The following is a 26,445-nucleotide window of genomic DNA, read 5'->3' as shown; positions in this document are numbered from 1 at the left end:
AATTCGCGATGGCGTGAAAGCTACCAGCTAACACGACAGCGCTAAAGAATTGCTTGACGACCATAGAGCGTTGGAACCACCTGATCCCATTCCGAACTCAGCAGTGAAACGACGCATCGCCGATGGTAGTGTGGGGCTTCCCCATGTGAGAGTAGGTCATCGTCAAGCTCCTATACCGAAACCCCGGTCTGCATGCAGATCGGGGTTTCTTCTTTGGGCCAAGAAAACTGGCTGGCTCTTAGCCTCTGAACAATGCGACTGCTGCCTGCAAGCCCTGCTCTCCCCTTAATCTTCATAATTCGCTGGTCGCCTTGTTCTTGCGCAGACTAGAACAAAAGCCAGGGGATTTATCTGTGCGTGAGCAAAGCCGTATGGTGTTTCGTTCGATCTTCCGCATCAAAGTCGCGGACCGTGACACTGGGCGATTGATTGGTTATGTCGGGGACATTTCCGAAGGGGGCTTCAAGCTGCTCAGCGATGAGCCCATGGCGCTGGATGTGCCGGTAGCACTGCAGATTCGCCTACGCGACGAGGAGGGGAAGATGCAGATGTTGGATGTTGAGGTCATCTGTTTGTGGTGCCAGGAGAATATCCGGACCGGCTATCATGAGTCCGGGTGCTCGCTGCACCAGCCATCCGAGGAGTTTGCTCGCCTGGTCGCGGGGATGCGAGCCAAGCGAGCGAGTAAATCCCCGGGCTGATCAGCCCAGGGTACCGAGGATATTGACGCCGACCCGCTCGGGGATTTCATTCTGAGACAGTACGTGCAGTCCTGGGCTGAACACCTTGGCATAACGGGCCAGCAGGGGGCGGAGCTGGGGCATGACGACCAGGATCGGTGGGTGGCCTTCCTTGCGCAGTTTTTCCTTCACCACCGGCATACTGTTCTGCAACTGGTTGAGCAGATTGGGTTCGACGGGAATGCTGTCGAGGCTGACCGGGCCGGCCTGCTGGGCTGCGCTCAAGGCGCTCATCAGCGTATTCTCCAAGCCATTGTCGAGGATGAATACGGCCAGCTCGCTACGATCGCCGGCGATGCTTGAAACGATGCTGCGACGCAGCGCGTAGCGTACATCCGAAGCAATCAGTAGCGGGTCCTTGGTACTTTCACTGCTCTCAAGCATAGCGGTGGCTATGCTGACGATATCGCGTAGCGAGACTTGCTCCTGCAACAGTTGCCGATAAACCCGGTGTTGCTGAGTATGATTGAGCTGGGCCTTGAGACTTTCGGCCAGCTTGGGGGCCTGGAGCGCCAGACGCTGCATCAGCTGTTCGACATCATCATGCTTGAAGATTTCCGGCAGCTGTTCGCGCACGATCTTGTTCAGGTGGGTGGCGATCACGCTGGAGCAGTCAATGACCTGATAGCCGAGGTTGAGTGCCCGGGGCTTGTCCTCGGGATTGATCCAGACTACCTGCATGCCATAGGCCGGGTCGATGCCGATAATGCCATCCAGCTCGCCATAGGTTTCTGGTGAGGGTATCGCCATCAGCCGATCGGCATGCAGTTCAGCCGACTCGACCTTGTCGCCATTAATGTGGATCTGATACTGCGAGGCTTTGAGCCGCAAACTGTCGCGGATCTGTACTTCCGGCAGGAGAAAGCCAAGCGATTCGGAGAGGGTCTGGCGTACCCCGCGTACCCGTTGCGGCAGTGGCGCGCCGGTTTCAGGGCTGACCAGGTTGACCAGTTTGTACCCTAGGGCGATGGAGATCCGCTCGACCAGAGGAATGTCGCTCCACTCCAACGTCTGAAGCCGTTCGCGTTCCATGGCCTGGCTGAGCGCTTCGGCCTGCTCAACACCGCTGGCTTCATCAACTGGTTGGAAGCGAGATACGCACCAGCCGATGAACCCGAGCAAGGCGGCAAATCCCAGGAACGCCATGTGTGGCATGCCGGGGACCAAAGCAAGCACGAACAGGATGCCGGCCACGGTGTAGATCAGGGTTGGCGAGGCCAGCATCTGCTTGCGTACTTGCGAAGTGATGGCTGCTGACTCGTTGATGCGGGTGACGATGATGGCTGCGGCGGTTGATAGCAGTAGTGCGGGAATCTGGGCGACCAGACCATCACCAATGGTCAGCAGGGCATACTGCTGGAATGCATCGCCTGCAGACAGATCGTAGATGAACAGGCCGATGGCGAAGCCGCCAAACAAGTTGATCAGCAGAATCAGAATGCCAGCGATGGCATCACCGCGAACGAATTTGGCGGCTCCATCCATGGCGCCGTAGAAGTCGGCTTCCTTGGCGACTTCCTGGCGCCGCTGCTTGGCTTCCTCCTGGGTAACCAGCCCGGCGTTGAGGTCGGCGTCGATAGCCATCTGCTTGCCGGGCAGGGCATCGAGGGTAAACCGCGCGGTGACCTCGGATATTCGCTCGCCACCCTTGGTGACCACCATGAAGTTGATGATCATCAGGATCACGAAAACAATCAGGCCGACGATGAAGTTGCCGCCGATGACCACCTCACCGAAAGCTTGGATCACCTTGCCAGCGGCATCACTGCCGTTGTGACCTTCCAACAGCACGACCCGGGTTGAGGCGACGTTGAGCGTCAGGCGCAGCAGGGTGGTGATCAGAATTACCGTGGGAAACAGGGAGAAGTCCAGCGGCCGCTTGGCCGAGACGCTGACCATCAGCACCAGCACGGCCATGGAGATGTTGAAGGTGAACAGGATATCCAGCAGCAGCGGCGGCAGCGGCAGAATGATCATTGCCAGAATCGACAGAATGACCAGGGGTATACCGATCTGGCCGGAGGTCAGGATGGGCATCAGTTGCTGATAAGGCTTCATGGCTGGTCGGGTCTCAACGGATCAGTGATTCGGGAATCGGCAACTGGCTGGCCAGCTCCGGTTTGCTGCGGCGCCCCTGGCGCCAGGCCTTGAGCTGCAATACATAGGTCAGTACGTGGGCCACCGCGGTATAGAGCGGCATGGGTATCTGCTGATTGACCTGGGTGCTGTAGTAGACCGCGCGCGCCAGCGGCGGCGCCTCGACTACTTCCAGGTCATGGGCGTTGGCCATCTTGCGGATATACAGGGCGGTTTCATCAACGCCCTTGGCCAGCACGTAGGGAGCTTCGGCCTTGTCCAGATCGTAGCGCAGGGCAACGGCATAGTGCTGTGGGTTGACGATCACCACGTCGGCATCCTTGATGACCCGGCTGATCTGGCGTTGCAGCAACTGGCGTTGCAATTGCTTGATTCGGGCCTTGATCTCTGGCCTGCCTTCCTGATTCTTGTGCTCTTCCTTTACCTCCTGTTTGGTCATGCGCATCTTCTTGGTAAAGAAGAATTTCTGCAGGGGGATGTCGATCAGGGAGAACAGGATGAACACCACAATCAACATCATCGCCAGATAGAATGCCAAGGTCATGGCGCCACTGATCGCGGTATGGATGTCCACGCGCTGCAAGGCCATGAACTTGGGAGCGGTAGCCAGCACCAGGATGACTGCGGTGGCGCACAGCACTACGACCTTGAGGATCGACTTGAGTAGTTCGGTCCAGTTCTGAGCGGAAAAGATCCGCCCGAGCCCTGTGATCGGATTGAGCTTGCTGAGCTTGGGCATGAAGTTCTTGGATGAGAACACCCAGCCGCCGGGGATCAGTGACAGCACTATGACCAGTAGGGTGGTTATCAGCAGGGGCAACATCAGCTTGATGAACACCAACAGGTTGTGGCCGAGAATCAGGCTGAGATCATCCAGGCTTATTTCGCTCTGGTGAAAGTTGATGTACGACAGTCGGAACAGGTCCTGCAGGCCTTCGTAGAACAGCCCGAAGCTGAACTTCAGCACCAGCAGGGTGATCAGCAGCGAAACGGTGGTTGCCAGATCCTTGGAGCGGGCAACCTGACCTTCGCGCTTGCTGTTCTTGAGTTTGTGCGCGGTGGGCTGCTCGGTTTTTTCCTGACTGCTGGCGTTCTGCTCGGACATGGTTACTCCAGCAACACTATGCCGAGGTTGTCGAGCAGTTGCCGGGTTAGCAGCAGATAGCTTTCCGACATGTTCGGCAAGGTGAAGAAGATCGCCATCCAGCCGGTGAGAATGGCAATTGGGAAGCCTAGGGCGAACAGATTCATCGCCGGTGAAATGCGGTTGAGCAGGCCGAAGCTGAACAGGATCAGAGTCATGCAGAACACCATCGGCAGGGCGATCAGCACGGCGGCGGACAGAACCCAACTGATGGCGTACAGGGTGCTGGCCATGCCGGTAAAGTGCAGGCCGCTGCCGATCGGCCAGTAGACGAAGCTCTGGTACAGGATGCTGACGGTGACCAGGTGGCCATCAATGGCAAAGTACAGAAACACCAGCAGGGTGAAGTACAGTTGGTAGAGGATTGATGAAGACGAGACGCCGTTCTGTGGGTCGTTGTAGCGCGCCATGCTCATACCCATCTGGGTCGAGATTATTTCCCCGACCAGGCTGTAGACGGTGAATACAAGCTGTAGCGACAGCCCGAGCATCAGGCCGAAGGCAATCTGTTCCAGGGTTGCCAGCAGCCCGGCCAGCGACAGCGGGTCAAGCAGCGGTGGGGTGGGCAGGGCGCCACCCAGCGCCAGGGTTAGAGCCAGGGCCAGCAGAATGCGCACAGGCAATGACAGGGCCTTGTGGCTGAACATGGGCGCCAGGGTGAACACGGCAAGGATGCGGCAGAACGGCCACCAGTAACTTTGTACCAGCAGCAGGTAGCGATTGGCGTCAAACAGCGCTTCAGTGGCGGACATGGGTTCAGCCGACCAGATGGCCGGCCTGCTGGAAGGTTTCGATGAACAGTTCGCTGAGTGTGCGCAAGATCCAGTGCCCGGCGAACACCAGCATGCCCAGGGTGATCAGCAGGCGTGGCAGAAAGCTCAGCATCTGCTCATTGATCTGGGTCGCGGCCTGGAAAATACTGACGATCAGGCCGCCGATCAGGCTGGGAATCACCAGGATGCAGACGACCAAGCCGATGATGTAAACCGCGTGGGCGATCAGCGCGACGGCATTTTCCGGTGTCAGCATGGTGGCCTCAATAGGGTTGTACGCTGGTGGTCAGCGTGCCGATCATCAGGCTCCAGCCATCGACCAGCACGAAAATCATCAGCTTGAACGGCAGTGAGATCATCATCGGTGAGAGCATCATCATGCCCATGGCCATCAGTACGCTGGCCACCACCAGATCGATCACCAGGAATGGGACAAAGATCATGAAGCCGAGCTGAAAGGCCGTCTTCAGTTCGCTGAGCACAAAAGCCGGCAGCAGCAGGGTGAAGTCGATACTTTCCAGATCCTCGGGAATTTCCTCGTCGACCAGCGAGACGATGGTGTAGAGCGCGGTTTCATTGGTTTGCGCCAGCATGAACCGGCTGAGAATGGTCCTGGCTTCACCCAGGCCCTGCTCCAGGCTGATTTCATCGGCCTGGAACGGTTCATAGGCGTTGCTGTACATGTCCTGCCAAACTGGGCGCATGACCAACAGGGTCATGCACAGTGCAATGCCGATCAATACGTTGTTGGGCGGGCTTTGCTGCAGGCCGATGGCCTGGCGCAGAATCGCCAGCACGATGATGAAGCGGGTAAAGCAGGTCATCAGCATCAGCATGGCTGGCAGAAAGCCGAGCAGGGTCATGATGATCAGAATTTGCAGCTTGACGCTGAGTTCCTGGCCGTCCTCGGTCTCGTTCAGCGAGAACAGCGAAATCTCGCCTCCCGCCGCCTGGGCCAGGGCCGGGCTCAGGCCCAGCAACAGTGGCAGGATAGTCAGGGTCAGACGGCGTAGCAGGCTCATGCGGTCAGGTCTTTCAAGCCGGTGCCGCTGAGTTCGAGGATGCGCAGGCCATAGCTGCCATTGACCACCACGACTTCGGCCTTGGCGAACTGTGCGCCGTTGACCTTCACGTCCAGTGGCTCGCCCGCCAGCTTGTCGAGTGCAATCACGCTGCTGGCATCGACGTCCATCAGGTCCTTGAGCGGCAACTGAACGGAGGCGACCTCCAGAGTGACCTGTACCGGAATCTTGCCGAAGAAGCTCAAATCCTGTTGCGGTAGTCGTGGGCTGGCCTCGCTGAGACTGGCGGCGACGGGTTCATCGTCAAGTTGCAGGTCGCCATCGTTGATCAGGTTGTCGAGTTCTTGGTCGCTGAGTTGTTCGTTCATGGGCTCTTCACGCTTTCTAGAGAGGTAAGACAAAGGGCGCCGTCATCTTCGAAGATGGCCCCGCGAAACAGTTTTTGCTGGTTGATACGGACATCGCAGCGCTCATGCATGCGGATCATGAGAATGTCATCCGGTTGCAGTGCCAGCACGTCGGCTAAGGACATCTGTACTGAGGCCAGCACACATTCCAGGCGTACTGGCAGGCGCTTGATGTTGTTCAGCGGATCGCCTGCCGGCTGGCTGCTGCCAGGCAGGGCCATCTTGCTGGTCAACAGGTCGGCCAACTGATTGTCCAGATAGATGAATAGCGATGCGGTGGTCGAGGTCAGGTGGCTGGTCAGCGAGAACTCGACCAGGTACTCCCACAGCGGCTGGTCATAGGCGTTGTCATGAGCCTCAAGCTGACCGAGGCTGGTGCCAGCCATGATCACCCGACCGAAAATCTCGGCGATATCCCGACCCAGGCGATCACGCATACGCTGCTCTGAGGTGCTGATTGGTGTGGCCTCGTGGCTTGGCAGGGTAGTGCCGCCGTAATAGCACTCCAACGCCTCAGCCAGCAGCGGGCGAGAAATCGAGAAGCCGATCTTGCCCAGTTCGGAGCGGAACAGGCAGTCAGGTTCGCTAGCGATCTGTTCGCTGACACTGACACCTTGTAGTTCCAGATTGATGCGGAAGTTGCGCAGGAAGTAGTCGCCGATCAGGCGCGGGTATTTGTTGGCGGCTTCGCTGATGTACTGCGGCACCTTGTGATAGTGGCGCCCCAGCTTGTGAGGTTTCAATTTGACCAGGGCATCGGCCGGCACGCCATGGTGGACTTTCGAATTACCAATCATGTGTGAACTGCTTTCCCAGGTAGTAACTGTTGCCTCGTTGAGCGCGGCCGAGTGCATTTAAGGCAGGCCCGGCTGGCCGATTGTCCATGACGCCGGTGATGTGCGCAGGCGCGCTGCGTCGACCATGGCGGATGGACTGGCAGTCTAGGGGGGGTAAGGGCTGGGGATTAAATCAATAGATATCAAATTACATCAGCAGGCGCTGATATGCGCTTTTGATATCTATTTAGAGAAAGTAATTCACGGATTGAGTATGGGCGTTGCTAATGTCCGTGCGCATTGGTCGCCACAGAACATAACAAGGCGACTGACGGATGAAATTATTTCAGTCCTGTGAAAAGAAAACTGTTAACTGCGTCGCAAAAAAAACGACAGGTGATACACGGTGAAGCATCTCAGTCAGGCAATGAACTACAGCGAGTCGCAAGGCGGCGCCGATCTGGTCGTGACCGGAGGGGTGGTGATTGCCGGCGTTGAGGATCAGGACCATGACGTCTCCCTGTCCCGAGGTCTGCGGGCAGCCGGCTGTCAGGTGCATCGCGTTGCCAGTCTGGAGCAGTTGGATGAGCGCCGCCTCAGTGGTGCTGGTTTGCTGCTGGTACTGGTCAGTGGGCTTGAGCCGAGCGGACTGTATGACCAGGTCGCACGCCTGACCCGTCGCTGGCCGGGTTTGAGTGTAGTGCCGATTGTTGAATACCAGGACCAGGAAAAGGCGGCGACGCTGCTGGAGTTGGGTTGCATTGACTATCTGCTCAGCCCGTTCAGTGATCAGCAGTTGTTTCAACTGCTGCACCGGGTCCGTCAGGCCGAGCTGGCCCAAGAAGACTTTGTCTCTTGTTCACACGCCGGGCGTCGGCTGCTGGCGATGGCTCAGCGGGTAGCCATGACCCGAGCGCCAATCATGATCAGCGGTGAAACCGGGACCGGCAAGGAAATGATGGCGCGCTATATCCATCGTTTCTCAAGCAGTGCCGAGGCTCCCTTTGTTGCAGTCAACTGTGCGGCGATTCCGGAAGCCATGCTGGAGTCGATCCTGTTTGGTCATGAGCGTGGAGCCTTTACCGGTGCGGTCAGCGCCCAGCCGGGCAAATTCGAGCAGGCCAATGGCGGCACGCTGTTGCTGGACGAGATCGGGGAGTTGCCACTGGCGCTGCAGGCCAAGCTGCTCAGAGTGCTACAGGAGCAGCGGGTTGAGCGTCTGGGCGGTCAGCGGGAAATCCATCTGGACGTGCGTATCATCGCGGCCACCAACCGTGATCTGCAGGCCGAGGTTGAGGCCGGACGGTTCCGTGCTGATTTGATGTTCCGCCTGGATGTACTGCCGCTGCAATTGATGCCGCTGCGTGAGCGCAAGGAAGATGTGATCCCCTTGGCGCGCCAGTTCATTCGTAAGTATGCCCCCCATGAAGCACATCAGGAACTGCTCACCCAGGCAGCCTGTCAGGCGCTGATGCAGCATGACTGGCCGGGTAATGTCCGGGAGCTGGAAAACACCCTGCAGCGAGCGCTGGTTCTGCGCAATGGGCTTTTCATCCAGCCCTGTGATCTGGGTCTGGCTGTCCAGGAGCTGTCCGGCACTGAAGCCCGGCAATTGGCTCCGGTCAGTGAGACCGGCAAGGCCGCGCTCAAGGCCAGCGGCAAATGGGCCGAGTATCAGCATGTGATTGACACCATCCGCCAGTGCGGCGGGCACAAGGCCAAGGCTGCCGAGCGTCTGGGGATGACCCCGCGCGCTTTGCGCTACCGGTTGAACGCCATGCGTGAGCAGGGCGTGCAGATTCCCGTGTAAGGAGAAAGGGCAGGATGAATTCGATTACCCAGGTACAGCAGCAGATGCTCGAGCGCATGAGCCAGATGCAGGCGGCGTCTTCGGGCGCGGTGGTGCGTGCAGCGCTGGACAAGCCGCCGGTTGGCGGGGTGGGGCAGGCCTTTACGGATGTGCTGCGCACGATTGATAGCGAGCAGCATCTGGCCAGTCAAGCGCTGGCCGATGTCGATAGTGGCAAGAGCAAGGATCTGGTCGGGGCGATGATCCAGAGTCAGAAAGCCAGTCTGTCGTTCGCAGCGCTGGTGCAGGTGCGCAATAAGATGAGCAGCGCCTTCGATGAAATCATGAGAATGCCGGTTTAACCAGGCGCGAGTACACAGCCGTGTTGCAGACCATCAAAAGCAGACTGCCCGTGAGCGGGTTCAAGCTCGACCCACGGATGACCCTATTCGGCATGGCCCTGGCCGCCGGCCTGGTGGCTATCGGGATCGCACTGTATCTCTGGCGCGAGCCAGCCTCCTATCGACCACTGTACGGCGCTGGAGAAAGTTATCCGGCGGCTGAGGTCATGCAGGTCCTCGAGGCCGAGGGTATTCGCTACCGCCTGCATGGGCAGAGCGGCCAGGTGCTGGTGCGTGAAGATCATCTGGCCCGGGCGCGCCTGCAACTTTCGGCCCGGGGGGTCAGTGTCGCGGTGCCGCCGGGCTATGAACTGTTTGATCGGGACGAGCCGCTGGGCACCAGCCAGTTTGTTCAGGATGTGCGGCTCAAGCGCAGTCTGGAAGGTGAATTGGCGCGCACGGTCATGAGCCTCAAAGGGGTCGAGCAGGCCCGGGTGCATCTGGCCCGTGAAGAGAATCGTTCGTTTGTGGTGGGGCGCCGTCTGCCGGCCAAAGCCTCGGTAATGCTGCAGTTGGCTCCAGGCACCCGGCTGCAACCGGATCAGGTCAGTGCGATCGTCAATCTGGTTGCCAACAGTGTGCCGCAGCTCGAGGTGGCCGATGTCAGTGTGGTCGATCAGCACGGTACCCTGCTGTCGCGCGGTTTGGATGACTGGGGTGGGCCGGCGCGCAACTGGCAGGTGGTCGAGGACTATCAGCACAAGGCGGTAGGCAATATCGAGCAGGTGCTGGCTCCGGTACTGGGCGCGGGCAACTTCCGGATCAGCGTGGCAGCCGATGTTGACTTCAGCCAGCGCGAAGAAACCGTACAGACCTATGGCGAAGCGCCGCGAGTGCGTAACGAGCAGCTGCGCAGTGAAAGCGCGATCGATCAGTTGGCGCTAGGGGTACCAGGTTCGCTGAGCAATCTGCCGTTGCAGTTGCCTGCGCCGGCGGTGGATGCCGGTGAGGACGGTGCGCAAGGCAATGATGGCAACCAGGCCGCTACCTCGCTGCGCCAGGAGTCCAATCGTCAGCTCGATTACGACCAGTCGGTAACTCATGTCAAGCATGCACCCTTTGCCTTGCGCCAACAGAGCATTGCCGTGGTGTTGAATGCGGCCAGCGCTCCCGAGGGCGGCTGGAACGAACAGGCCCGGGCTGAGCTGGAAGCGATGATTCGCAGCGCCGCCGGGTTCAATGCCGCCCGCGGTGATCAACTGACGCTGAGCGTGCTGCCCTTCAGTACGGTCGAGCCGCTGTCGGCAGAGCCGGCCTGGTGGGAGAGCGAACAGGTGCACGCACTGGCGCGCCTCGGTCTCTTAGGGTTCCTGGCCCTGTTGATCCTGTTGTTGGTGGTACGCCCGGCAATGCGTATTGTCAGCCGTCCGGAGCAGCCGGTGCTCACTGAGGAATTGGTCGAGCTTGAGCCGCCCGCACCTGAGCGCGCCTTGCCGTTGCAGCAAGAGCGTCCGGGCCTGAGCATCCTCAGCGAGTTGAGCCCGCTGTCGGAGATTCGCCTGCCGGCACCCAATTCAGGTCTTGAACTACAGATTGAGCACTTGCAGATGTTGGCGCGCAATGATCCTGAGCGGGTTTCTGAGGTGCTCAAGCACTGGATCGGTCGCAATGATCGTGACCTGTCGTCTACCTGAGGGGCCTGGCAATGAAGGAATCCAATGTGCGTAATGTTCGGCAGCTCAGCTCCCTGGAGCAGGCCGCGATCCTGATGCTGAGCATGGATGATGCGACTTCGGCAGGCGTGCTCAAGCACTTCTCCCGTGAGGAGATCATCAGTATCAGCCAGGCCATGGCCCGGCTGAGCAACGTCAAGCAGCCTATGGTCTCGGAAGTGGTTGGGCGGTTCTTCGAGGATTACCGCGAGCAGAGCAGCATCAAGGGTGCCTCACGCGGCTATCTCAGTGGCATGCTCGGCAAGGCGCTGGGCAGCGATATTACCCGCAGCCTGCTGGACAGCATCTATGGCGAGGAAATTCGCGCCAAGATGGCCAAGATGGAGTGGATCGATCCCAAACAGTTTGCCGCCTTGATCGCCAAGGAGCATGCCCAGATGCAGGCCGTTTTCCTGGCCTTCCTGCCGCCGGCGATGGCCGCAGAGGTGCTCGAACAGATGCCGGCCGAGCGTCAGGATGAACTGCTGTATCGGATTGCCAATCTGAGCGAGGTCAACAGTGACGTGATTCGCGAGCTGGAGCAGTTGATCGAGCGCAGTATCAGCGTGTTGACCAACCAGGGCTCGCAAGTGCGCGGGATCAAGCAGGCTGCCGACATTATGAATCGCTTCAAGGGCAACCGCGAACAGATGTTCGAGTTGTTGCGGGCGCACAGCGATGAACTGGTCAACCGGATTGAGGATGAAATGTACGACTTCTTCATCCTCTCGCGGCAGACCGAAGAAGTGCTGCAGTTGCTGCTTGAGGCCGTACCTATGGAAGAGTGGGTAGTGGCGCTCAAGGGGGCCGAGCCGGAGCTGGTGCGAGCGATTCAGAATGCCATGCCCAAGCGCCAGCGCCAGCAGATGGAGTCGATCAGCCGGCGTCAGGGGCCGGTGCCCATGAGCCGGGTCGAGCAGGTACGCAAGGACATCATGGCGGTGGTGCGGGAAATGGCCGGCAATGGTGAGCTGCAATTGCAATTGTTCCGTGAGCAGACCATCGAGTAACCGGAGGCAGCATGACAGTCAGGGTGATCAAGGCCAGTGGCCGGGCGTGGCGGGTCTTCCGTTTTCCGCCGCTGTGTTCTGGACCAAGGGCGCTGATCGGTGAGGTTGGTGGCGGAGGCCAGGCCAGTGTCCAGCAGGCGGTCAGCGACGGCTTTCGCGAGGGCATGGAAAAGGGCTATCAGGAAGGTTTGCAGCAAGGTCTGGAAGCCGGGCGCAGGCAGGGCTTTGACGAAGGGTGCGAGCAGGGCCGTCAACGTGGCCTGGAGGAAGGGCGACATCAGGGCCTGCAGGTATTCGAACAGGCCAGTGCGCCGCTGGCACGGATGCGTGGTGAGTTGCGCGGGTATCTGGACCAGTATGAGCTCAAACGTCGTCAGGAACTGCTCGAACTGGTGCGCAAGGTGGCCCGTCAGGTGATTCGCTGTGAGCTGACGATCAACCCGACGCAACTGCTGGCGCTGGCTGAAGAAGCGCTGACCAGTTTGCCGGGCGATGTGACCGATGTGCGGATTCTGCTTAACCCGGAAGAATATGCGCGCATCCGTGATATTGCCCCGGAGCGGGCCGAGGAGTGGCGTCTGGTTCCGGATGAACGACTGGCGTTGGGTGAGTGTCGGGTCGTGACCGAGCAGGCCGAGGCGGATATCGGCTGCCAACAGCGCCTGGACTCTTGTATGGAAGCGCTGGCTGGGCACCTGCAGGTCAATGAGTCATGAGCGTGCGCGAGGCGTTCAGTCTGGACGAGGCGCTGCGCTCGCTTGAAGGCGTGCAGTTGGCCAAGGTCAGTGGGCGTCTGGTGCGGGTGTCCGGGCTGCTGCTGGAAAGCCTGGGCTGCCGGCGCATGACCGGCCAGCGCTGCTATGTCGAGCAGGCCGACGGCAGCATGCTCGAAGCCCAGGTGGTGGGCTTCAATCGTGACATCACCTACCTGATGCCGTTCAAGAAGCCGGTCGGGCTGACGGCCGGCTCGCGGGTTTTTCCGGCCCGTGAAGAAGGCTTGTTGCACATTGATGAGTCCTGGCTGGGCCGGGTGGTCAATGGCCTGGGCGAGCCCCTGGATGAGCAGGGAAAACTGTCTGGACGTGACCCCTTGCCGGCCGAGCTGCCCAGTGTCAATCCGCTGCGCCGTCGTCCGGTATGCGAGCCGCTGGATGTCGGCGTGCGCGCGATCAATGCCCTGCTGACCCTGGGCAAGGGCCAGCGGGTTGGCCTGTTTGCCGGTAGTGGCGTGGGCAAGAGCGTGTTGCTTGGCATGATCACCCGGCAGACCAAGGCCGATGTGGTCGTGGTCGGGCTGATTGGCGAGCGTGGCCGCGAGGTGCAGGAGTTTCTGCTGCACTCACTGGGGCCTGAAGGCCTGAAAAAGGCCGTGGTGGTGGTCGCTCCGGCCAACGAGTCGCCGCTGATGCGGCTCAAGGCTACCGAGCTGTGTCACAGCATCGCCGCCTATTTCCGCGACCAGGGTCAGGATGTGCTGCTGCTGGTCGACTCCCTGACCCGCTATGCCATGGCCCAGCGCGAAATCGCCCTGGCGCTGGGCGAGCCGCCGGCAACCAAGGGGTACCCGCCGTCGGTATTTGGCCTGCTGCCCGAGTTGGTGGAAAGCGCCGGCAACGGTGCCAGCACTACCGGCAGCCTCAGCGCCCTGTATACCGTGCTGGCCGAGGGTGATGACCACCAGGACCCTATCGTTGACTGTGCCCGGGCGATTCTCGACGGGCATATTGTATTGTCGCGGCGGCTGGCTGATGTTGGCCATTACCCGGCTATCGATATTGCCGCCTCGGTCAGTCGTTGCATGAGTCAAGTCAGTGCGCCGGAGCATCAGGGCGCGGCACGCCAACTCAAGGAGCTGTACAGCAGCTTTGAAAAGATTCGTGAGTTGATTCCGCTGGGTGGCTACAGCCCAGGCATGGACGCCAAGACCGACCGGGCGGTGCAGCTGGCGCCGCACATCGAGCGCTTTTTGCGTCAGGAGGTTGGGGTGGGAGCCGAACTGGAAGACTGCGTTGCTACCTTGCTCAAGCTGGTCAAGAGGCCGTCATGAAGGAACAGATAAACACCCTGTCGCGGTTGGCGTTGCTGCGCGGCAACAAGGTGCAGGAGCTGATGGGGCGGGTCAACTACCAGCAGAACCTGTGCCAGCGCTATCGCAACAATATCGAGGGGCTCAGTCGCCTGTGCGGCTATACCGCACCGATGACCACTCCGCTGCAGCGTGACAATCAGCAGCGCTACAAGTTGACGCTGCATCGGATGATCGAGTTGCAGCGCCGCGAACTGGCGGTGGCGGAGCAGGCGCTGAACCGGATTCGAGGCGAGTTGACCAGCGCCATGCGTAATGAAAAGGTCATTAGTCAGGTGCTGGACGGCAAGCTGCGCGAATGGCAGCATCTGCTGGCCAGTCAGGAGCAGAAGATACAGGACGGTCTGGCGGCTCAGGCTTGGTGGCGAGCCCAAGCACTATAGGAAAAAAGATTTAAGCGCAGGTCGCAGTCGGTCGCCATAAGTCTGTAACCCGCTCATTTTTGGATGTCAGCATGGATATTTCTCGGCCCAGCAGCAACGGTTTCCGTCCGGTGACCGAACTTTCCACCGGTACTCCCGGCGAGCGCCCGCAGGCGACTAATAGTGCCCCCAGCTTACCGCCCGCCGAGCTGCCACTTGAAGCTTTGCAGGCGGCGCTGCAAGCCTTGCCATCGGTCGATCTTGATCGGGTGGCGGCGGTGCGTCAGGCGCTGAGCGAAGGGCGCCTGGATACCAGTGCCGAAGGTTTGGCGGCTGACATGCTGGCCTACCATCGGGGCAGCGATCAGTGAGTTCGCGCGAGCGCCTGCTGGCTGCGCTCGATGAGGACCTGCAGCGCGATCAGGCTGACTATCAGCGCCTGCTGGATCTGACCGAAGCACTGCATGCGCACCTGCTGCAGCGTGACGCGCAGCAGATCGAGCGTCTCAATCAGGACATCAGCAGTCTCTCAGCGGCGGCGGCCCATCGCGCCGCGCGACGCAGCCGCATTCTGGCGGCATTTTCCCTGCACGCCGATGCCGATGGCATGCAGCGCCTGTTCGCCGGTTGCCCGCCAGCCCAGCGTCAGCGCCTGAGTGCCGGCTGGGAGGCGCTTGGTCATCTGGCGCAGGCCTGTCAGCGTCAGAACGAACGCAATGGCCGCCTGCTGGCCATGCAGCACGATATCCTCAATCAACTGCTGGGTCAGTCTGCCCAGTCCAGTCTCTATTCCCCCCAGTACTACTGAGTAATTCCTTGAGCCTTTGGGCTTGTTGATCGTCGCTCAGGCTTAAGCGGTGCAGCTCAGCTGTCGCCTGTGTTGTTTGTCACGCTGTGCGGTTTTCCCTGATCCGCGTTGATTCTTGCCGAGGGGAAGGAGCATTTCCGCTGACTGTATAAGGTCGCTCAAGCGGAAGACGTTTTTCACCTGTTATCTGGCTTAAAGCCATTTAAATCAATGGCTTGATGTCTTGGCATTGTTATTGCTTGAAGGCTGTCAAAGGATACCCGACGATGAATATCGACTCTGATTACGCAAGATCCATGGCTGAACAACTGGCCAGCTACGATGTGCAGCCCGGCCTGGCCAGGGTGCGGCGCAACGAAGCCAATTACCGTGCTCAGCTGGACGCAGTGACCAAGCTGGAAAGTGCCTTGCGCACGTTCCGCAGTGCTGTGACTGGGCTCAAAAGCGGCGGCAAGACCATGCTGGTCAACTCGGCGAGTTTCAGTCAGGAAGGCTACGCCACGGCCAACGTCAAGGCCAATGCCGTGCCGGGCAACTACCAGTTCTTTGTCGAGCAACTGGCCAGTCAGCACCAGATTGCTCTGCAGGGGTTGCAGGACGGTGATATCGAGGCAACCGGTAGTCTGCAGATCGATCTTGGCGGGGAAAGTTTCAGCATTGACCTGAGCGCGGCCGACAGCAGCGGTGATGGCGTGGTGAGCTTTGCCGAACTGTCGGCGGCGATCAATGGCGCCTCGGACAATGCCGGTGTGCAGGCCACGCTGGTGCGCAGCAATGGTGAGGTCAGCCTGGTACTGACCAGCGAAAACAGCGGCGCCTCCAACGCAATCGGCCTGAGCTTGAGCGGGGCTGGGCCGGGTAGTGCGAACTTCGCCGATGCGGTGGCCAACCCGCTGGAGCTGTCGGCTGCGCGGGATGCCCGAGTACGTTTGGGCGGCGAGACTGGCTTGCTGCTGACCAGTTCCAGCAACACATTTGATGAACTGATCGATGGAGTCAGCCTGACCTTCAATCGTACTCACAGCGCAGGGGATACCCCGCTGACGGTCGAGGTTGGTCAGGATAGTGAGGCGACTCAGGCTCAGGTCAAGACCTTTATCGATGCCTATAACAGCCTGGTGGCCAGTCTTAAGGGCCTGACCGCCAGTGGCGGCGAGAACAGCACGCGTGGCCCGCTGGCTGGCGATTCCAGTGTGCGGGCGATCCAGGAAATGCTGAACCGGACGCTGCGTAACGAGTTTGATGGCATGCGGCTGATGGACTTTGGCATCAGCGCTGATCGCAATGGTCGCCTGAGCCTGGACTCCAGCCGTTTCGACGCAGCGGTGGCGGCCAACCCTGAGGGTTTGAACAAGCTGTTCAGTGGCAAGGACAACCTGATCGACAGTCTCGACAAGAGCCTGCACCTGTATACCAACGTCACCACTGGCGTGCTGAAGAACCGCAAGGAAAGCATCAACCTGATGCTGCGCCGCACCGATCAGCAGATGTCGATGCTGGAACAGCAGTACGACCGTTACTACAACCGCTATTTGAAGCAGTACACCAACATGATGCAGATGATGGCGGCGATGCAGCAAACCCAGGGTATGTTTTGATGAACGATTACTACCTCAATGACAGCTACCAGCAATACCGCTCGGTAGATCTGGAAGCCAAGGCTGCAGCGGCCTCGCCCTATGAGCTGGTGCTGGTTCTGTTCGATGGCCTGCTCGATGAGCTGGCCCGGGCTCGCGGTCATATCGAAGGCCGGCGCTACCAGCAAAAGGGAGTGTCACTGGAAAAGTGCATGAGCATCCTCAACGGCCTTAACAGCGCTCTGGATTTCGACAACGGCGGTGAGGTTGTGGCAGGCCTGGCCCGGTTGTACGACTACTGCATCTACCGACTTTCCGATGTCAGCGTCAGCCTGTCGCTCGAAGGCATGGACGAGGTGATCGAGCTGGTCGGCATTCTGCGTGAAGGCTGGGAAGGTGTGAATGGCACCCGTCAGCCCTGAGAGCCAGCGCATTGCCCGGGTCTACGGCCAGTTGCGTCAAGCTCTTGAGGCGGCGGACTGGGAGGCGGTCGCCGAGGCCGATCTGGCCGTGCGTGAACTGTTGCAGAGCTTGCCGGATGAGGCCGAGCTGGAGCCGGCCAGTGGTCAACTGCGCCAACGCCTGCAACGCCTGCACGCCCATGGCGTCAAGGCTTGTGCGGCTGAATGCGAGCGCCTGCGTCAGGTTTTGCAGCGCCATATTGAATACGGGGAGGGCCGCTCGGCCTACCTGCAGACCGAGAGCCTGGGGGGAGACGGATTGTGATGGAACTGATCGGTAACAGCCATGGCGCCCGGGCCGAGTCTGTCGAGGCTGTACGCGAGGCGCTACTGAGCGTAGTGAGCCTCGCGACAGGTGAGCAGGCTGAGGTGCCAACTGCAGACATGCAGACGCTGCTAGCGTTGCTGGCCGAGGCGACAATTGATCAGACGCAGCCAGAGGCTGTTGTGGCGCCAGTTGAGCGCGAGCCGCTGGATAGTCATGGGGCTACACAGGGGCTGCACTCGGCGCCGCCGAGTCTGGAGCAGCTCGAAGGTTGGCTACAGCAGCAACAGGAGCTGCAGGGTCTGCAACTGGGCGCGCGTGAATCGCTGCCCGGGGTGCCCGAATCGGACGTTGTCGATCTGCCGCTGGCTGTACAGCTAAGGGCGCGACAGGCTGCTGAACATGAGCCGGCTGGGCGTCAGCCTGATCTGCGGGTGCAGACGCCGCAGCCACAGCCACAGCCACAGCCACAGCCACAGCCACAGCTGCAAACGTTGATGCCGCCGGCTCAAGAAACGGGTCTGGATGAGCAGGTGCGTGTGTTTGAGCCAAGGGCCGAAGTCTCAGGCCCGGCGCTGAAAATGCCAATGCTGGCGGAGGCGTTAGGGTTGGCACTGGCACCTGAGAGCAGCTCGCTGCGCAGTGGCGAGCCGGCCCTGCTGAGTCCGGCCATTCAGCCTCAGGTGGGCCCCGTGATCAATCCGGGCCTGGCGGTCGAGGTGCGGCCTGTCGCAGCCGAGGCACGCTGGGGTGAGCAGATGCTGGCAGCTCTGCGCGAACAGGTGGAAATGCAGGTGCAGCAGCGTTCGCAGCAGGCAACCATCCGCCTGGACCCGCCAGAGCTGGGCAGTCTGGACATCCAGATTCAGCACGAGCAGGGCAAGCTCAGTGTGCAGATCAATGCCGCCCAGGCGGATGTCGCGCGCCTGCTGAATTTGCTCAGTGAGCGCCTGCGCAACGAACTGATGGGGCTGCACTTCACCCAGGTTGAGGTGCAGGTTGGTGCCGACGCTGAGCAGGGCCGTCAAGGTCGCCAGCAACTGCCAGAGCAAGAGCTGGTGCGCCAAGCCCAAGAGCTGCCAAACGAGACGGCAGGTCGCCATGGCAGTGGCCAACCGGATGATGTGTTGATCAGTGTCTGAGCCTGCGGGCTCCGACGGTTTCCCAATCGCAAGCGAGTATGAATCATGGCGTTGCCACGCATTATCCTGATTGTTCTGATCATCAATACCCTTGTACTGCTGGGCAGTGTGGGGCTGAACCTGCATCTGCTGAACAACATTTCGGCGGCTGGGCCTGTCGGACTTTTCCAGGCAGCCGAGCCGCCAAAAGAAAGTCTTACCCGGGAGTTCCAGTTCTTTCCGATCGAAAAGGTGATCGTCAATCTGCGTGGGCAGAACCGCGAGCATTATTTCGTGCTTGATCTGGTGTTGCAGGCCGAACTGGAAGTTGATCAGCGGCGCCTGGAGCAGATCGATCCGATTGTGCGCAACTCGGTAGTGGCTCATTTGTCCGGTCTGGATTTTCAGGAGTTGCGCGCCATGTCGATCGGTGAACTGCAAGGGCGTCTGGAGTCGGTGCTGGTCGCCGATCTGGCCGCACGCAATCTAAGCCAGCCGTTCGCCCATGTGCTGGTCAGCAAGATGATCGTCCAGTAACAGGTGCCCAGATGAACGCCAACTGTGCCATCGATCACGATTACGGTTCGCCCCAGGGAGCGCCGGTGCTGCTGTCGGCGGCCGAGGAGCAGCGTTGGGTGCGTCAGTACCTGCCGCTGGTGCGGCGTATCGTCAACCAGTTGTCGTTGCAGGCCAATCAGGTGCTTGATCGCGAGGACATGGAGCAGATCGGGCTGATGGGACTGCTCGAAGGTCTGCGCCGATACGGGGTCCCCGACGAGCACTTTGGGCGCTTTGCCGCCTTGCGTATTCGCGGCGCCATCCTCGATGAGCTGCGGCGTCAGGACTGGCGGCCGCGCCAGGTACGCCAGCAGGTGCACAAGGTTCGTGATGCGATTCGGGCCTTGGGCCGGAGCCTGGGACGCGAACCCAGCGAGGAGGAAATCCTCATACATACCGGGCTCGATCAGCAGGGCTATCTCGACTTTCTCCAGGCTGATGCCACCGAGGCCGTGGAAAGCCTCGACGACTTGTTGCAGAAGGGGCTGGAGCCAGGCGCGGAACAGGGTAATGGCTTTGAGGAGCGTTTGCTCCAGCAGCGCCTGTTGAGCCAGGCGCTGAGCCGCCTGACCGAGCGCGAGCGGCTGATTCTGACCCTTTATTACCAGCAGGAACTGAGTCTCAAGGAAATCGCCCTGGTCCTCGATCTGAGCGATGCCCGGGTCTGTCAACTGAGCAAGCAGGCCCTGAGCAAAGCCTGCGCCTTTCTAACCGCACATGCAGAGTCCTGAACCATCATGCTGAAAGTACTTGGATCCTTCATCATCATTGCCGGTGTTCTGGGTGGCTATGCCATGGCCAACGGTGACATGGCCATGCTCTGGCAGCCGGCAGAAATGGTCATCATCCTCGGCGCCGGGATCGGCAGCCTGATCGTTGGCAACCCCAAAGAAGTACTGGGCGAAATGCTGACCCAGGCCAAGGGGGTGTTCATTTATCGGCGCCGGGGTGAAGAGTTTCAGCGACAGTTGCTGATGCTGCTCTATGAATTGCTGGAAACGGTCGAGGTCGGTGGGCTTAAGGCGCTGGACCAGCACATCGAAGAGCCGGAGGAAAGCGAGCTGTTCAACAAGTACCCGTTGATCAGTCAGGAGCGCAACCTGATGGCCTTCATCGCTGACAACTTCCGGTTGATGGCCATGGGCAAGATCAGCGCCCATGAGCTCGAAGGCTTCCTTGAGCAGGAGCTGGATGCCATGGAGGGCGCCTTGATGCAGCCCTCGCGCTCGCTGCACAAGACCGGCGAGGCGATGCCGGGGTTCGGCATTCTGGCGGCGATCATGGGGATCGTCATTACCATGGGCCATATCGATGGCTCGGTGGCCGAGATCGGTAACCATGTGGCGGCGGCGCTGGTAGGAACCTTCTTTGGGATCTTTCTGTGCTACTGCCTGATGGGGCCGCTGAGCAATGCCATGGGCTTGCGGATCAAGACCGAACTGTCGGCGCTGGAGTGTGTGCGTACCACCCTGGTTGCGCATCTGGCCGGCAAGCCGACATTGCTGGCGGTGGATGCCGGGCGCAAGTTGATCGAGCAGGACGTCAAGCCGGCGTTCAAGGAGCTGGAAGTCTGGGTCAACGACTTTGAAGAGCAAAGGGACGCGGCATGAAAAAGCGCGGCGCGAACCATGACGAGATAACCATCGTCAAGCGCAAGGCCAAAAAGGATCACGACGACGAACATAGCGGTGCCTGGAAGGTTGCCTTCGCCGACTTCACTATGGCCATGATGGCGCTGTTCATGGTGCTTTGGCTGGTTCAGGCGATGAAAAATGAGGAAGCGGCCAAGCACAGCAGTGAAGCGCTGGCCAGCCCGGTCTGGGAAGGCGGTGCCGGTATTTTTGACGGCACCAGCCCGCTGTTGATCGAGAGCCTGGGTGACAGTGCGACGGTCTCCATCGGTGATGAGCCGCCAGCACCAGCGCGCTCACGCCAGCTTGAGCTGGATAGCCAGGAACATCTGGGGCTGGCCGGGGTTGAAGAGCTGCAGAGTCTGGCTGAACTGATGCGCGAGATGGCCGAGGCGGTCAACGCCGAGGCCAATCTGGAGGTAGAGGTGGTGCCCCAAGGCTTGCGGATTCTGGTCAAGGACGACCAGCAGCGCTTCATGTTCCAGCGCGGCAGCGCCGTACTCAATCCGCACTTTCACGCCTTGCTCGGGCGTCTGGCTGCCGTGTTGGGGCGGGTCGACAACAAGCTGATCATCAGCGGTCATACCGATGCCACGCCTTATCGTGGTGGTGCTGGCTACAACAACTGGAACCTGTCTGGCGATCGGGCCCTGCGAGCCCGCAATGTGCTGGTCGAGGCCGGTCTGCCGGGGGCGCATATTCTGCAGGTTACCGCCCAGGCCGACGGCATGTTGCTACGCCCGGATGAGCCGGAAAGTGGCGCCAACCGGCGTATTGAGCTATTGCTGCTGACTATCCAGGCTGAAACCCTGTATCAGGAGTTGTTCGGCGAGCGTACTGCGCGGGTCGATTACTCTGAACAGGGTGCCGAGTACCGTGAAGGTACGGAGTCGCTCTAAATAGTACGCAGCCGCTATCAACCTCCACCCGCGTCATGGCGCGTAGCTGCCCACAGGGCCGTATGGATCACCACGGCACTACGTGCCTCGTGATGACGATTTGAGTGGTGTGGTGGCATCGGCACAGCGGGATGGTTGCCACTGTCTCGTCATGGCGAGGAGCGCAGCGACGTGGCCATCCATGAGGGCGTATGGGGTGCTGCGCGAGGGCTTACCTAGCTCAAGGCTGGCACCAGCGTAGCTGGCCGATATCGAGCTGCTCAAATTGCCCGCGGTGAACCATCAGGGCACTGGCGTTTCCCCCATGCTCGCAGAGCACCCGGTAATAACTTCCGTGTAAATCCAGGGTCAGTAGCCTCGGGCTGGTGTGGTCCTGCGGCAGGCGCTGGGCCAGTGTGCTGGCCAAAGGTTCGAGCGCATCCAGACTGGCATGGTCGATGGCAAACAGACGAATCTGTATCGGACCATGTTGCAGTTCGCGAATGCTCAGCTCCTGGGCCTGAATCTGCTGCGCACTATGGGGCCACAAGTTGAATATCAGACCGATAAGCGCCAGGCCGAGCAGGGCGCCGGCAAGCCAGTAACGCTGGGGGCGGCGCGGTGTGATGGCTGAGGACTGCGTTGGTCCTGGTGCCAACTCCGATCCTGGCTTCGGTGGTTGGGGCGGTGCTGGCGCGATAGTTGATTGCTGAATGATGTATTGCGGGTTGAACTGGTACCCTCGGCGCGGCAGGGTCTGGATGATTTCGCGGCCCTTTTCGTCACAAAACAGTTGGCGCAGCGAGTAAATCTGCTGATTCAGACTGCCCTGGCCGACGACCCGATCCGGCCAGGCATAGGCCATCAACTCCTCACGGGTGACTACCTCTCCCGGTACCTTGAGCAGGCGTTCGAGCAGTCGACTACCGGCGTAGCCAAGCTCGATCCTTTCTTCCGGTACTTCTGGCTGGCGAATCACTACCTGGAACAACGATGGGCAGAAGCACACGCAGCGACCTTCGCGCCCGGTGCGCAGCAACAGCTGGCCCAGCGGGGTGACTGGCTCTTGTGACGCCGACGATGTCTGTGGTGCATTCATGGGCAGGATTAGCTGGCCCTCAAGCTCTTGATTTGGCAGATACTTTGTTTATTGGCCGGCATTGTGGCGTCAGCCGGGGGCGGGATGCAAGCCCATGCGCGAGCCATTGTGCGAGCGGCTGGCCAGAGGGTCAGACCTGGGCAGACGCCAGAGCGGCTGTTGACAGGTATAGCGGAAATTTATGACCAAGGGAATACGACAACGCCCCCGACCAGGCGGGGGCGTTGCTGGCAACTGCTGTCGCGGCTGATTAGCCCAGCAGCGACATGACCATGCCCGGCATCTGGCCGGCCTGGCGCAGCATGGAGATGCCCGACTGCATCAGCATGCTGTTCTTGGTCATGTTGGCGCTTTCGCGAGCGAAGTCGGCATCCATGATCCGGCCCTTGGCCATCTCGGTGTTGTCGCGCATGTTGGCCAGGTTGTTGGCGGTGTGGTTCAGGCGGTTGATGTTGGCGCCGAAGTCAGAACGCATGGCGGTTACGCTATCCAGTGCGGTCTCCATCAATGTGATAGCGGCGCCGGCATTGGCTGCGTTGTCGAGGGTCCCGGCTTTGGCAGCGGTCCACTCGGTGTTGAGGGTGGTCAGGGCGGCGCTGACATCAACAGCCATGGTTTCGGCAGCACTGGCGCCAATCTGCAGGTTGACTGCTGCGGTGAACTTGCCGCCGCCAGCAAACAGGGCTTCGCCTGCGTATTTTGTGTTGCCAAGGATGTTGTCTACTTCCGCCGCCAGGGCATCGAACTCGGACTTCAGGGCGGTGCGGTCATCAGCGCTGTTGGTATCGTTCGCTGCCTGGGTGGCCAGATCCTTCATGCGCTGCATGATGTCAGTCATTTCCTGGAACGCACCTTCGGCGGTCTGCAGCAGGGAGACGCCGTCCTGGGTGTTACGCATGGCGACGTCCATACCGCGCGACTGGGCGTTCAGGCGAGTGGCGATCTGCAGGCCGGCGGCATCGTCGGCGGCCGAGTTGATGCGGAAGCCAGTGCTCAGGCGCTGCTGGTTGGTGCCCAGGGAGCTGTTGGTCTTGTTCAGGCTGGTCTGGGTGATCAGCGCCGAGTAGTTGGTATGAATGGACAGGGCCATGTTGGTCATCCTTTTCTGCAAAGTGAGAGTTGGAAGCTGGCTGAAATATCGCCCGCTATGAGGGGAAGACGACCGTGATGGGTGGCTAATTAAATTGTTTTGAAAACTGCTTGGGTTGGCCGACTGCAGCGTGGTTGCGAAGGGTTTCAGCATCGCGCGGGCGCGCGACGCTCCCCAGGGGCGGGCGCTGTCTTGGTGTGTTGGGCGGAGTGTTGGGGGTGGCTCTGGGGGTGTCGCGCTCCTGCGCGACACAGGGTTGGCCGGCTACGTCGGGGTTGCGGATGTTTCAGCATCGCGCAGGCCGGGGGGCTACCAGGTACTGGTCACCAGTGCCGGGCCCAGCACCTGGGCCTGAATTACCTTGTCGCTGCTGAGGTTGCGGACCCGGATGATGTCGCCGGGCTGGCCGTCGGCCAGGGCTTCGCCCAGGGTTGAGGCTTCAATGCCGTGCTGGCGGGCTAGGATGCGTACCTGCTGGCCACGACGTACTGCGGCGGCTTCGCTGAGCAAGCTGGGGTTGAGTACCTGATCGGTGCGCAGGCGACGACGGGCGCTCAAACCGATCACTTCATCCTCCCTGACCATGAAACCGCGCTGGGCGCGGGAGATGTTGATGCGCTGCCACTTCAGGTGTCCGGCTTCCAGGGGCTGACCGCGATCCACCGTAGTGGCGGTGACCAGCACCGGCAGGAACAGGTTCTGCTGGGTACTGACCAGCAAGCTCCAGCCGGGGCTGTCCGGGCAGCGGACTTCCAGGCGCAGGCGTTCGAGTGGGCTCGGCTGGCCGCTGGTCTGGGTCACGCGCACGGGCTGGGAGCAGGGGGGGAAGCCGCTGCTGTCGGTCAGCGGCGTAATGTTGAGGTTGTGGTTGAGATCCTGCCAACCCTGGCGCTGGGCTTCCAGTTCGATCAGTGCTTCCAGGTACTGGCTGACCGCCTGCTCGATCTGCTCGCTGGCGCTGTTGGCCAGGGCTGATGTGATCGGCAGCAGGAGGAGCGCCAGGCAGGCGGAAAGGGTTTTTCCCCACCGTTGTCCGCCGGTTTGGCAAAGCGGAAAAAAGGCGGCTTTGTGGGGCTTGCTACTCATTAAAACAACCTTTTATTTCAATTGCTTAACTGTTCATTTTGATGTCGGCATGGTTCCTGCATTGTGCGCATGGAAGTGTGCCGTCACGACTTTTGAACAGGGCCCGACAGTGAGTATACAGATCGACAAGGCATTGGGGGTGCATGTCCAGGCGCTGGAGCTGCGGATGCAGCGCAGCGAGATTCTGGCGGCCAACCTGGCCAACGAAAGCACGCCGGGATTTCAGGCCCGGGATATCGATTTCGCTTCCGCCATGCGTCGCCTTGAGCAGGGTGCGGGCATGTCTCTGAACGCTGGACTGTCAGCCCAGGAGCTGAAGTACCGGGTGCCGCACCAGGCCTCGCAGGATGGCAATACCGTGGAGCTGGGCGTCGAGCAGGCCGAGTTTTCCCGTAACGCCATGGATTTCCAGACCAGCCTGACCTTCCTGACCATGAAATTCAGCGGGCTGAAAAAAGCCATAGAAGGACAGTAAGCATGTCGTTCGATTCGATTTATCGCATTGCCGGCTCGGCCATGAATGCCCAGACCGTGCGACTCAATACCGTGGCCAGCAACCTGGCTAACGCCGAGTCGGCGGCCAGCAGTGAAGATGCCGTCTACAAGGCGCGCAAGCCGGTGTTCGCCGCCGTCTACGAGAACGGCGAACTGACCCGACCGGTCGGCATGGGCGGCGCCCATGTGCAGGTGCTGGATGTGGTGACCACCGGGCGTGATCCGCAGCGCCGCTATGAGCCGGGCAACCCGTTAGCCAATGCCGAGGGTTATGTCTATTACCCCGACGTCAACAGTATCGAGGAAATGACCGACATGATGTCGGCCTCGCGCAGCTTCGAGACCAGTGTCGAGGTGTTGAACCGGATCAAGAGCATGCAGCAGGGCCTGCTGCGACTGGGGGAAGTCTGATGACTACGGTTAATACGCAATATGGCTCGGGCAGCAGTTCGGCAGCCGGCAATGAGTCACCGCGCCAGGCGGTCAATCTCAGTGATGCGGAGCAGATGGAGAACACCTTCATCACCCTGATGACCGCCCAGATCCAGAACCAGGATCCGACCAATCCGCTCGATGGTACCGAGTTCCTTAATCAGTTCTCGGCCATGTCCCAGGTCAAGAGTCTGGAGAACATGGCGGCGCTGAGCCGCAACAACCTGATCCTGATGGACAACCTGCAAACCCTGACTGCAGCCGGTCTGGTCGGGCAGGAGGTCAAGGTGCAGGTCGAGCGGCTGCAACTGAGCGATCAGGTGGTCAGTGGCCGGATCAACCAGCAGCACGCTTCGGGCCAGACCCTGGTGCGCTTGACCGATGGCACTGGCCAGACCCATGAGATCCGCCTGGGCGGGCAGGCTGCCGGCGCGGTCAACTTCGAGATTGATCCGCAGGCCCTGGGGCTCAGCCCCGGCCATTATCTGATCGAGGTCGAGACCGATACCGGCGAGTATCCACAGGTTGAAGTGGCTGGCACGGTGGCTCAGGTACGGGTCAGCGATGAAGGGCCGGTACTGGAAATCGCCGGAGTCGGCAGCGTGCCGTTCTATTTGATCACCGAGTTTGGTCGGCAGCCGCTGACCGGGCTGATGTAATCCTTTGCAAGCACCTTTTTCGGGAG

31 protein-coding genes and 1 rRNA gene are annotated in these 26,445 nt (G+C 60.3%); 22 read left to right on the top strand and 10 right to left on the bottom strand.

Translation table 11 applies throughout. The features are described from left to right. Positions 1-52 precede the first annotated feature (52 nt). Together rrf and C2846_RS15880 are read left to right on the top strand one after the other, a co-directional pair. A 5S ribosomal RNA gene (gene rrf, locus C2846_RS15885) occupies positions 53-168 on the top strand. Between the two features lie 185 nt (positions 169-353). Then, the gene (locus tag C2846_RS15880; protein WP_080048625.1) at positions 354-701 is read left to right on the top strand and encodes a PilZ domain-containing protein; all 348 of its coding nucleotides are present in this window, start codon (positions 354-356) and stop codon (positions 699-701) included. On the opposite strand, the gene C2846_RS15875 is transcribed toward C2846_RS15880, so the two are convergent. The 7 genes from C2846_RS15875 to C2846_RS15845 are packed head-to-tail and all read right to left on the bottom strand — an operon-like array spanning position 702 to position 6,980. After that, positions 702-2,798 (bottom strand): flagellar biosynthesis protein FlhA, encoded by a 2,097-nt coding sequence (locus tag C2846_RS15875; RefSeq protein ID WP_080048624.1) that lies wholly within the window; start codon positions 2,796-2,798, stop codon positions 702-704. 13 nt (positions 2,799-2,811) lie between these two features. Further along, positions 2,812-3,942: a flagellar biosynthesis protein FlhB gene (gene flhB / locus C2846_RS15870; RefSeq protein ID WP_119701935.1), complete on the bottom strand. Its 1,131-nt coding sequence runs from the start codon at positions 3,940-3,942 to the stop codon at positions 2,812-2,814. Between the two features lie 2 nt (positions 3,943-3,944). Then, on the bottom strand, positions 3,945-4,733 hold the full coding sequence (locus C2846_RS15865; protein WP_080048622.1) for a flagellar biosynthetic protein FliR: 789 nt from the start codon (positions 4,731-4,733) through the stop codon (positions 3,945-3,947). Positions 4,734-4,737: 4 nt separating this feature from the next. Next, the gene (locus C2846_RS15860) at positions 4,738-5,010 is read right to left on the bottom strand and encodes a flagellar biosynthetic protein FliQ (protein ID WP_080048621.1); all 273 of its coding nucleotides are present in this window, start codon (positions 5,008-5,010) and stop codon (positions 4,738-4,740) included. 7 nt (positions 5,011-5,017) lie between these two features. Further along, a complete protein-coding gene (gene fliP, locus C2846_RS15855; protein ID WP_080048620.1) occupies positions 5,018-5,776 on the bottom strand; it encodes a flagellar type III secretion system pore protein FliP in 759 nt (252 codons plus the stop codon). Further along, the gene (locus tag C2846_RS15850) at positions 5,773-6,144 is read right to left on the bottom strand and encodes a FliM/FliN family flagellar motor switch protein (RefSeq protein ID WP_080048619.1); all 372 of its coding nucleotides are present in this window, start codon (positions 6,142-6,144) and stop codon (positions 5,773-5,775) included. The genes fliP and C2846_RS15850 overlap by 4 nt, the downstream gene beginning before the upstream one ends. Further along, the gene (locus C2846_RS15845; RefSeq protein WP_119701934.1) at positions 6,141-6,980 is read right to left on the bottom strand and encodes a FliM/FliN family flagellar motor switch protein; all 840 of its coding nucleotides are present in this window, start codon (positions 6,978-6,980) and stop codon (positions 6,141-6,143) included. The genes C2846_RS15850 and C2846_RS15845 overlap by 4 nt, the downstream gene beginning before the upstream one ends. 385 nt (positions 6,981-7,365) lie before the next feature. On the opposite strand from C2846_RS15845, the gene C2846_RS15840 reads away from it, so the two are divergent. The 17 genes from C2846_RS15840 to C2846_RS15760 all read left to right on the top strand — a co-directional run bounded on the left by C2846_RS15840 (position 7,366) and on the right by C2846_RS15760 (position 21,579). Then, positions 7,366-8,769, top strand: coding sequence for a sigma-54-dependent transcriptional regulator (locus C2846_RS15840; RefSeq protein ID WP_231705559.1), 1,404 nt, complete (start codon positions 7,366-7,368; stop codon positions 8,767-8,769). A 14-nt stretch (positions 8,770-8,783) separates the two neighbouring features. Next, positions 8,784-9,110 (top strand): flagellar hook-basal body complex protein FliE, encoded by a 327-nt coding sequence (gene fliE, locus C2846_RS15835; protein WP_080048617.1) that lies wholly within the window; start codon positions 8,784-8,786, stop codon positions 9,108-9,110. A gap of 20 nt (positions 9,111-9,130) precedes the next feature. Continuing rightward, a complete protein-coding gene (gene fliF, locus C2846_RS15830) occupies positions 9,131-10,783 on the top strand; it encodes a flagellar basal-body MS-ring/collar protein FliF (RefSeq protein ID WP_119701933.1) in 1,653 nt (550 codons plus the stop codon). A gap of 11 nt (positions 10,784-10,794) precedes the next feature. Then, on the top strand, positions 10,795-11,811 hold the full coding sequence (locus C2846_RS15825) for a FliG C-terminal domain-containing protein (protein ID WP_080048615.1): 1,017 nt from the start codon (positions 10,795-10,797) through the stop codon (positions 11,809-11,811). Between the two features lie 11 nt (positions 11,812-11,822). Further along, positions 11,823-12,527 carry a flagellar assembly protein FliH gene (gene fliH / locus C2846_RS15820; protein ID WP_119701932.1) on the top strand — a complete coding sequence of 235 codons (705 nt, stop codon included), beginning with the start codon at positions 11,823-11,825 and terminating at the stop codon, positions 12,525-12,527. Beyond that, complete coding sequence (gene fliI, locus C2846_RS15815) at positions 12,524-13,858, top strand: flagellar protein export ATPase FliI (protein WP_119701931.1); 1,335 nt, start codon at positions 12,524-12,526, stop codon at positions 13,856-13,858. Before fliH ends, fliI begins: the two co-directional genes overlap by 4 nt. Next, a complete protein-coding gene (locus C2846_RS15810; protein WP_080048612.1) occupies positions 13,855-14,280 on the top strand; it encodes a flagellar FliJ family protein in 426 nt (141 codons plus the stop codon). Before fliI ends, C2846_RS15810 begins: the two co-directional genes overlap by 4 nt. A gap of 71 nt (positions 14,281-14,351) precedes the next feature. After that, a complete protein-coding gene (locus C2846_RS15805; protein ID WP_080048611.1) occupies positions 14,352-14,630 on the top strand; it encodes a flagellar biosynthesis anti-sigma factor FlgM in 279 nt (92 codons plus the stop codon). Then, positions 14,627-15,067 (top strand): flagellar protein FlgN, encoded by a 441-nt coding sequence (locus tag C2846_RS15800; protein ID WP_080048610.1) that lies wholly within the window; start codon positions 14,627-14,629, stop codon positions 15,065-15,067. Before C2846_RS15805 ends, C2846_RS15800 begins: the two co-directional genes overlap by 4 nt. Before the next feature lie 266 nt (positions 15,068-15,333). After that, on the top strand, positions 15,334-16,665 hold the full coding sequence (gene fliD, locus C2846_RS15795) for a flagellar filament capping protein FliD (protein ID WP_119701930.1): 1,332 nt from the start codon (positions 15,334-15,336) through the stop codon (positions 16,663-16,665). Then, positions 16,665-17,066, top strand: coding sequence for a flagellar export chaperone FliS (fliS, locus tag C2846_RS15790; RefSeq protein WP_080048608.1), 402 nt, complete (start codon positions 16,665-16,667; stop codon positions 17,064-17,066). Before fliD ends, fliS begins: the two co-directional genes overlap by 1 nt. Continuing rightward, positions 17,047-17,370: a hypothetical protein gene (locus C2846_RS15785; protein WP_080048607.1), complete on the top strand. Its 324-nt coding sequence runs from the start codon at positions 17,047-17,049 to the stop codon at positions 17,368-17,370. The genes fliS and C2846_RS15785 overlap by 20 nt, the downstream gene beginning before the upstream one ends. Continuing rightward, complete coding sequence (locus C2846_RS18760; RefSeq protein WP_240638218.1) at positions 17,370-18,512, top strand: flagellar hook-length control protein FliK; 1,143 nt, start codon at positions 17,370-17,372, stop codon at positions 18,510-18,512. Before C2846_RS15785 ends, C2846_RS18760 begins: the two co-directional genes overlap by 1 nt. Before the next feature lie 45 nt (positions 18,513-18,557). Further along, positions 18,558-19,028, top strand: coding sequence for a flagellar basal body-associated FliL family protein (locus tag C2846_RS15775; protein WP_080048606.1), 471 nt, complete (start codon positions 18,558-18,560; stop codon positions 19,026-19,028). Between the two features lie 11 nt (positions 19,029-19,039). Further along, on the top strand, positions 19,040-19,780 hold the full coding sequence (locus C2846_RS15770) for a FliA/WhiG family RNA polymerase sigma factor (RefSeq protein WP_119701929.1): 741 nt from the start codon (positions 19,040-19,042) through the stop codon (positions 19,778-19,780). 6 nt (positions 19,781-19,786) lie between these two features. After that, positions 19,787-20,659: a flagellar motor stator protein MotA gene (gene motA / locus C2846_RS15765; RefSeq protein ID WP_095626913.1), complete on the top strand. Its 873-nt coding sequence runs from the start codon at positions 19,787-19,789 to the stop codon at positions 20,657-20,659. Further along, positions 20,656-21,579, top strand: a complete 924-nt coding sequence (locus C2846_RS15760; protein ID WP_119701928.1) for a flagellar motor protein MotB — start codon at positions 20,656-20,658, stop codon at positions 21,577-21,579. Before motA ends, C2846_RS15760 begins: the two co-directional genes overlap by 4 nt. A gap of 220 nt (positions 21,580-21,799) precedes the next feature. On the opposite strand, the gene C2846_RS15755 is transcribed toward C2846_RS15760, so the two are convergent. The 3 genes from C2846_RS15755 to flgA all read right to left on the bottom strand — a co-directional run bounded on the left by C2846_RS15755 (position 21,800) and on the right by flgA (position 24,833). After that, the gene (locus tag C2846_RS15755; RefSeq protein ID WP_119701927.1) at positions 21,800-22,657 is read right to left on the bottom strand and encodes a winged helix-turn-helix domain-containing protein; all 858 of its coding nucleotides are present in this window, start codon (positions 22,655-22,657) and stop codon (positions 21,800-21,802) included. A 250-nt stretch (positions 22,658-22,907) separates the two neighbouring features. After that, on the bottom strand, positions 22,908-23,747 hold the full coding sequence (gene lafA, locus C2846_RS15750; RefSeq protein ID WP_119701926.1) for a lateral flagellin LafA: 840 nt from the start codon (positions 23,745-23,747) through the stop codon (positions 22,908-22,910). Positions 23,748-24,056: 309 nt separating this feature from the next. Next, a complete protein-coding gene (flgA, locus tag C2846_RS15745) occupies positions 24,057-24,833 on the bottom strand; it encodes a flagellar basal body P-ring formation chaperone FlgA (RefSeq protein ID WP_080048599.1) in 777 nt (258 codons plus the stop codon). Between the two features lie 109 nt (positions 24,834-24,942). Here flgA and flgB point away from each other — a divergent pair, with 109 nt between their 5' ends. Genes flgB through flgD form a run of 3 tightly spaced genes read left to right on the top strand, consistent with a single transcriptional unit; the run spans position 24,943 to position 26,419 of the window. After that, positions 24,943-25,308 (top strand): flagellar basal body rod protein FlgB, encoded by a 366-nt coding sequence (gene flgB, locus C2846_RS15740; RefSeq protein WP_080048598.1) that lies wholly within the window; start codon positions 24,943-24,945, stop codon positions 25,306-25,308. Between the two features lie 2 nt (positions 25,309-25,310). Beyond that, positions 25,311-25,739 (top strand): flagellar basal body rod protein FlgC, encoded by a 429-nt coding sequence (gene flgC, locus C2846_RS15735; RefSeq protein WP_080048597.1) that lies wholly within the window; start codon positions 25,311-25,313, stop codon positions 25,737-25,739. Further along, a complete protein-coding gene (flgD, locus tag C2846_RS15730; protein ID WP_119701925.1) occupies positions 25,739-26,419 on the top strand; it encodes a flagellar hook assembly protein FlgD in 681 nt (226 codons plus the stop codon). The genes flgC and flgD overlap by 1 nt, the downstream gene beginning before the upstream one ends. Positions 26,420-26,445: the final 26 nt, after the last annotated feature.

The sequence above is a fragment of the Pseudomonas jilinensis genome (assembly GCF_003586265.1).
GTDB classification, from domain to species: Bacteria; Pseudomonadota; Gammaproteobacteria; order Pseudomonadales; family Pseudomonadaceae; genus Halopseudomonas; species Halopseudomonas phragmitis.
Note: the sequence above shows the minus strand (reverse complement) of the source record. Positions and strands in the feature narration are given on the sequence as shown.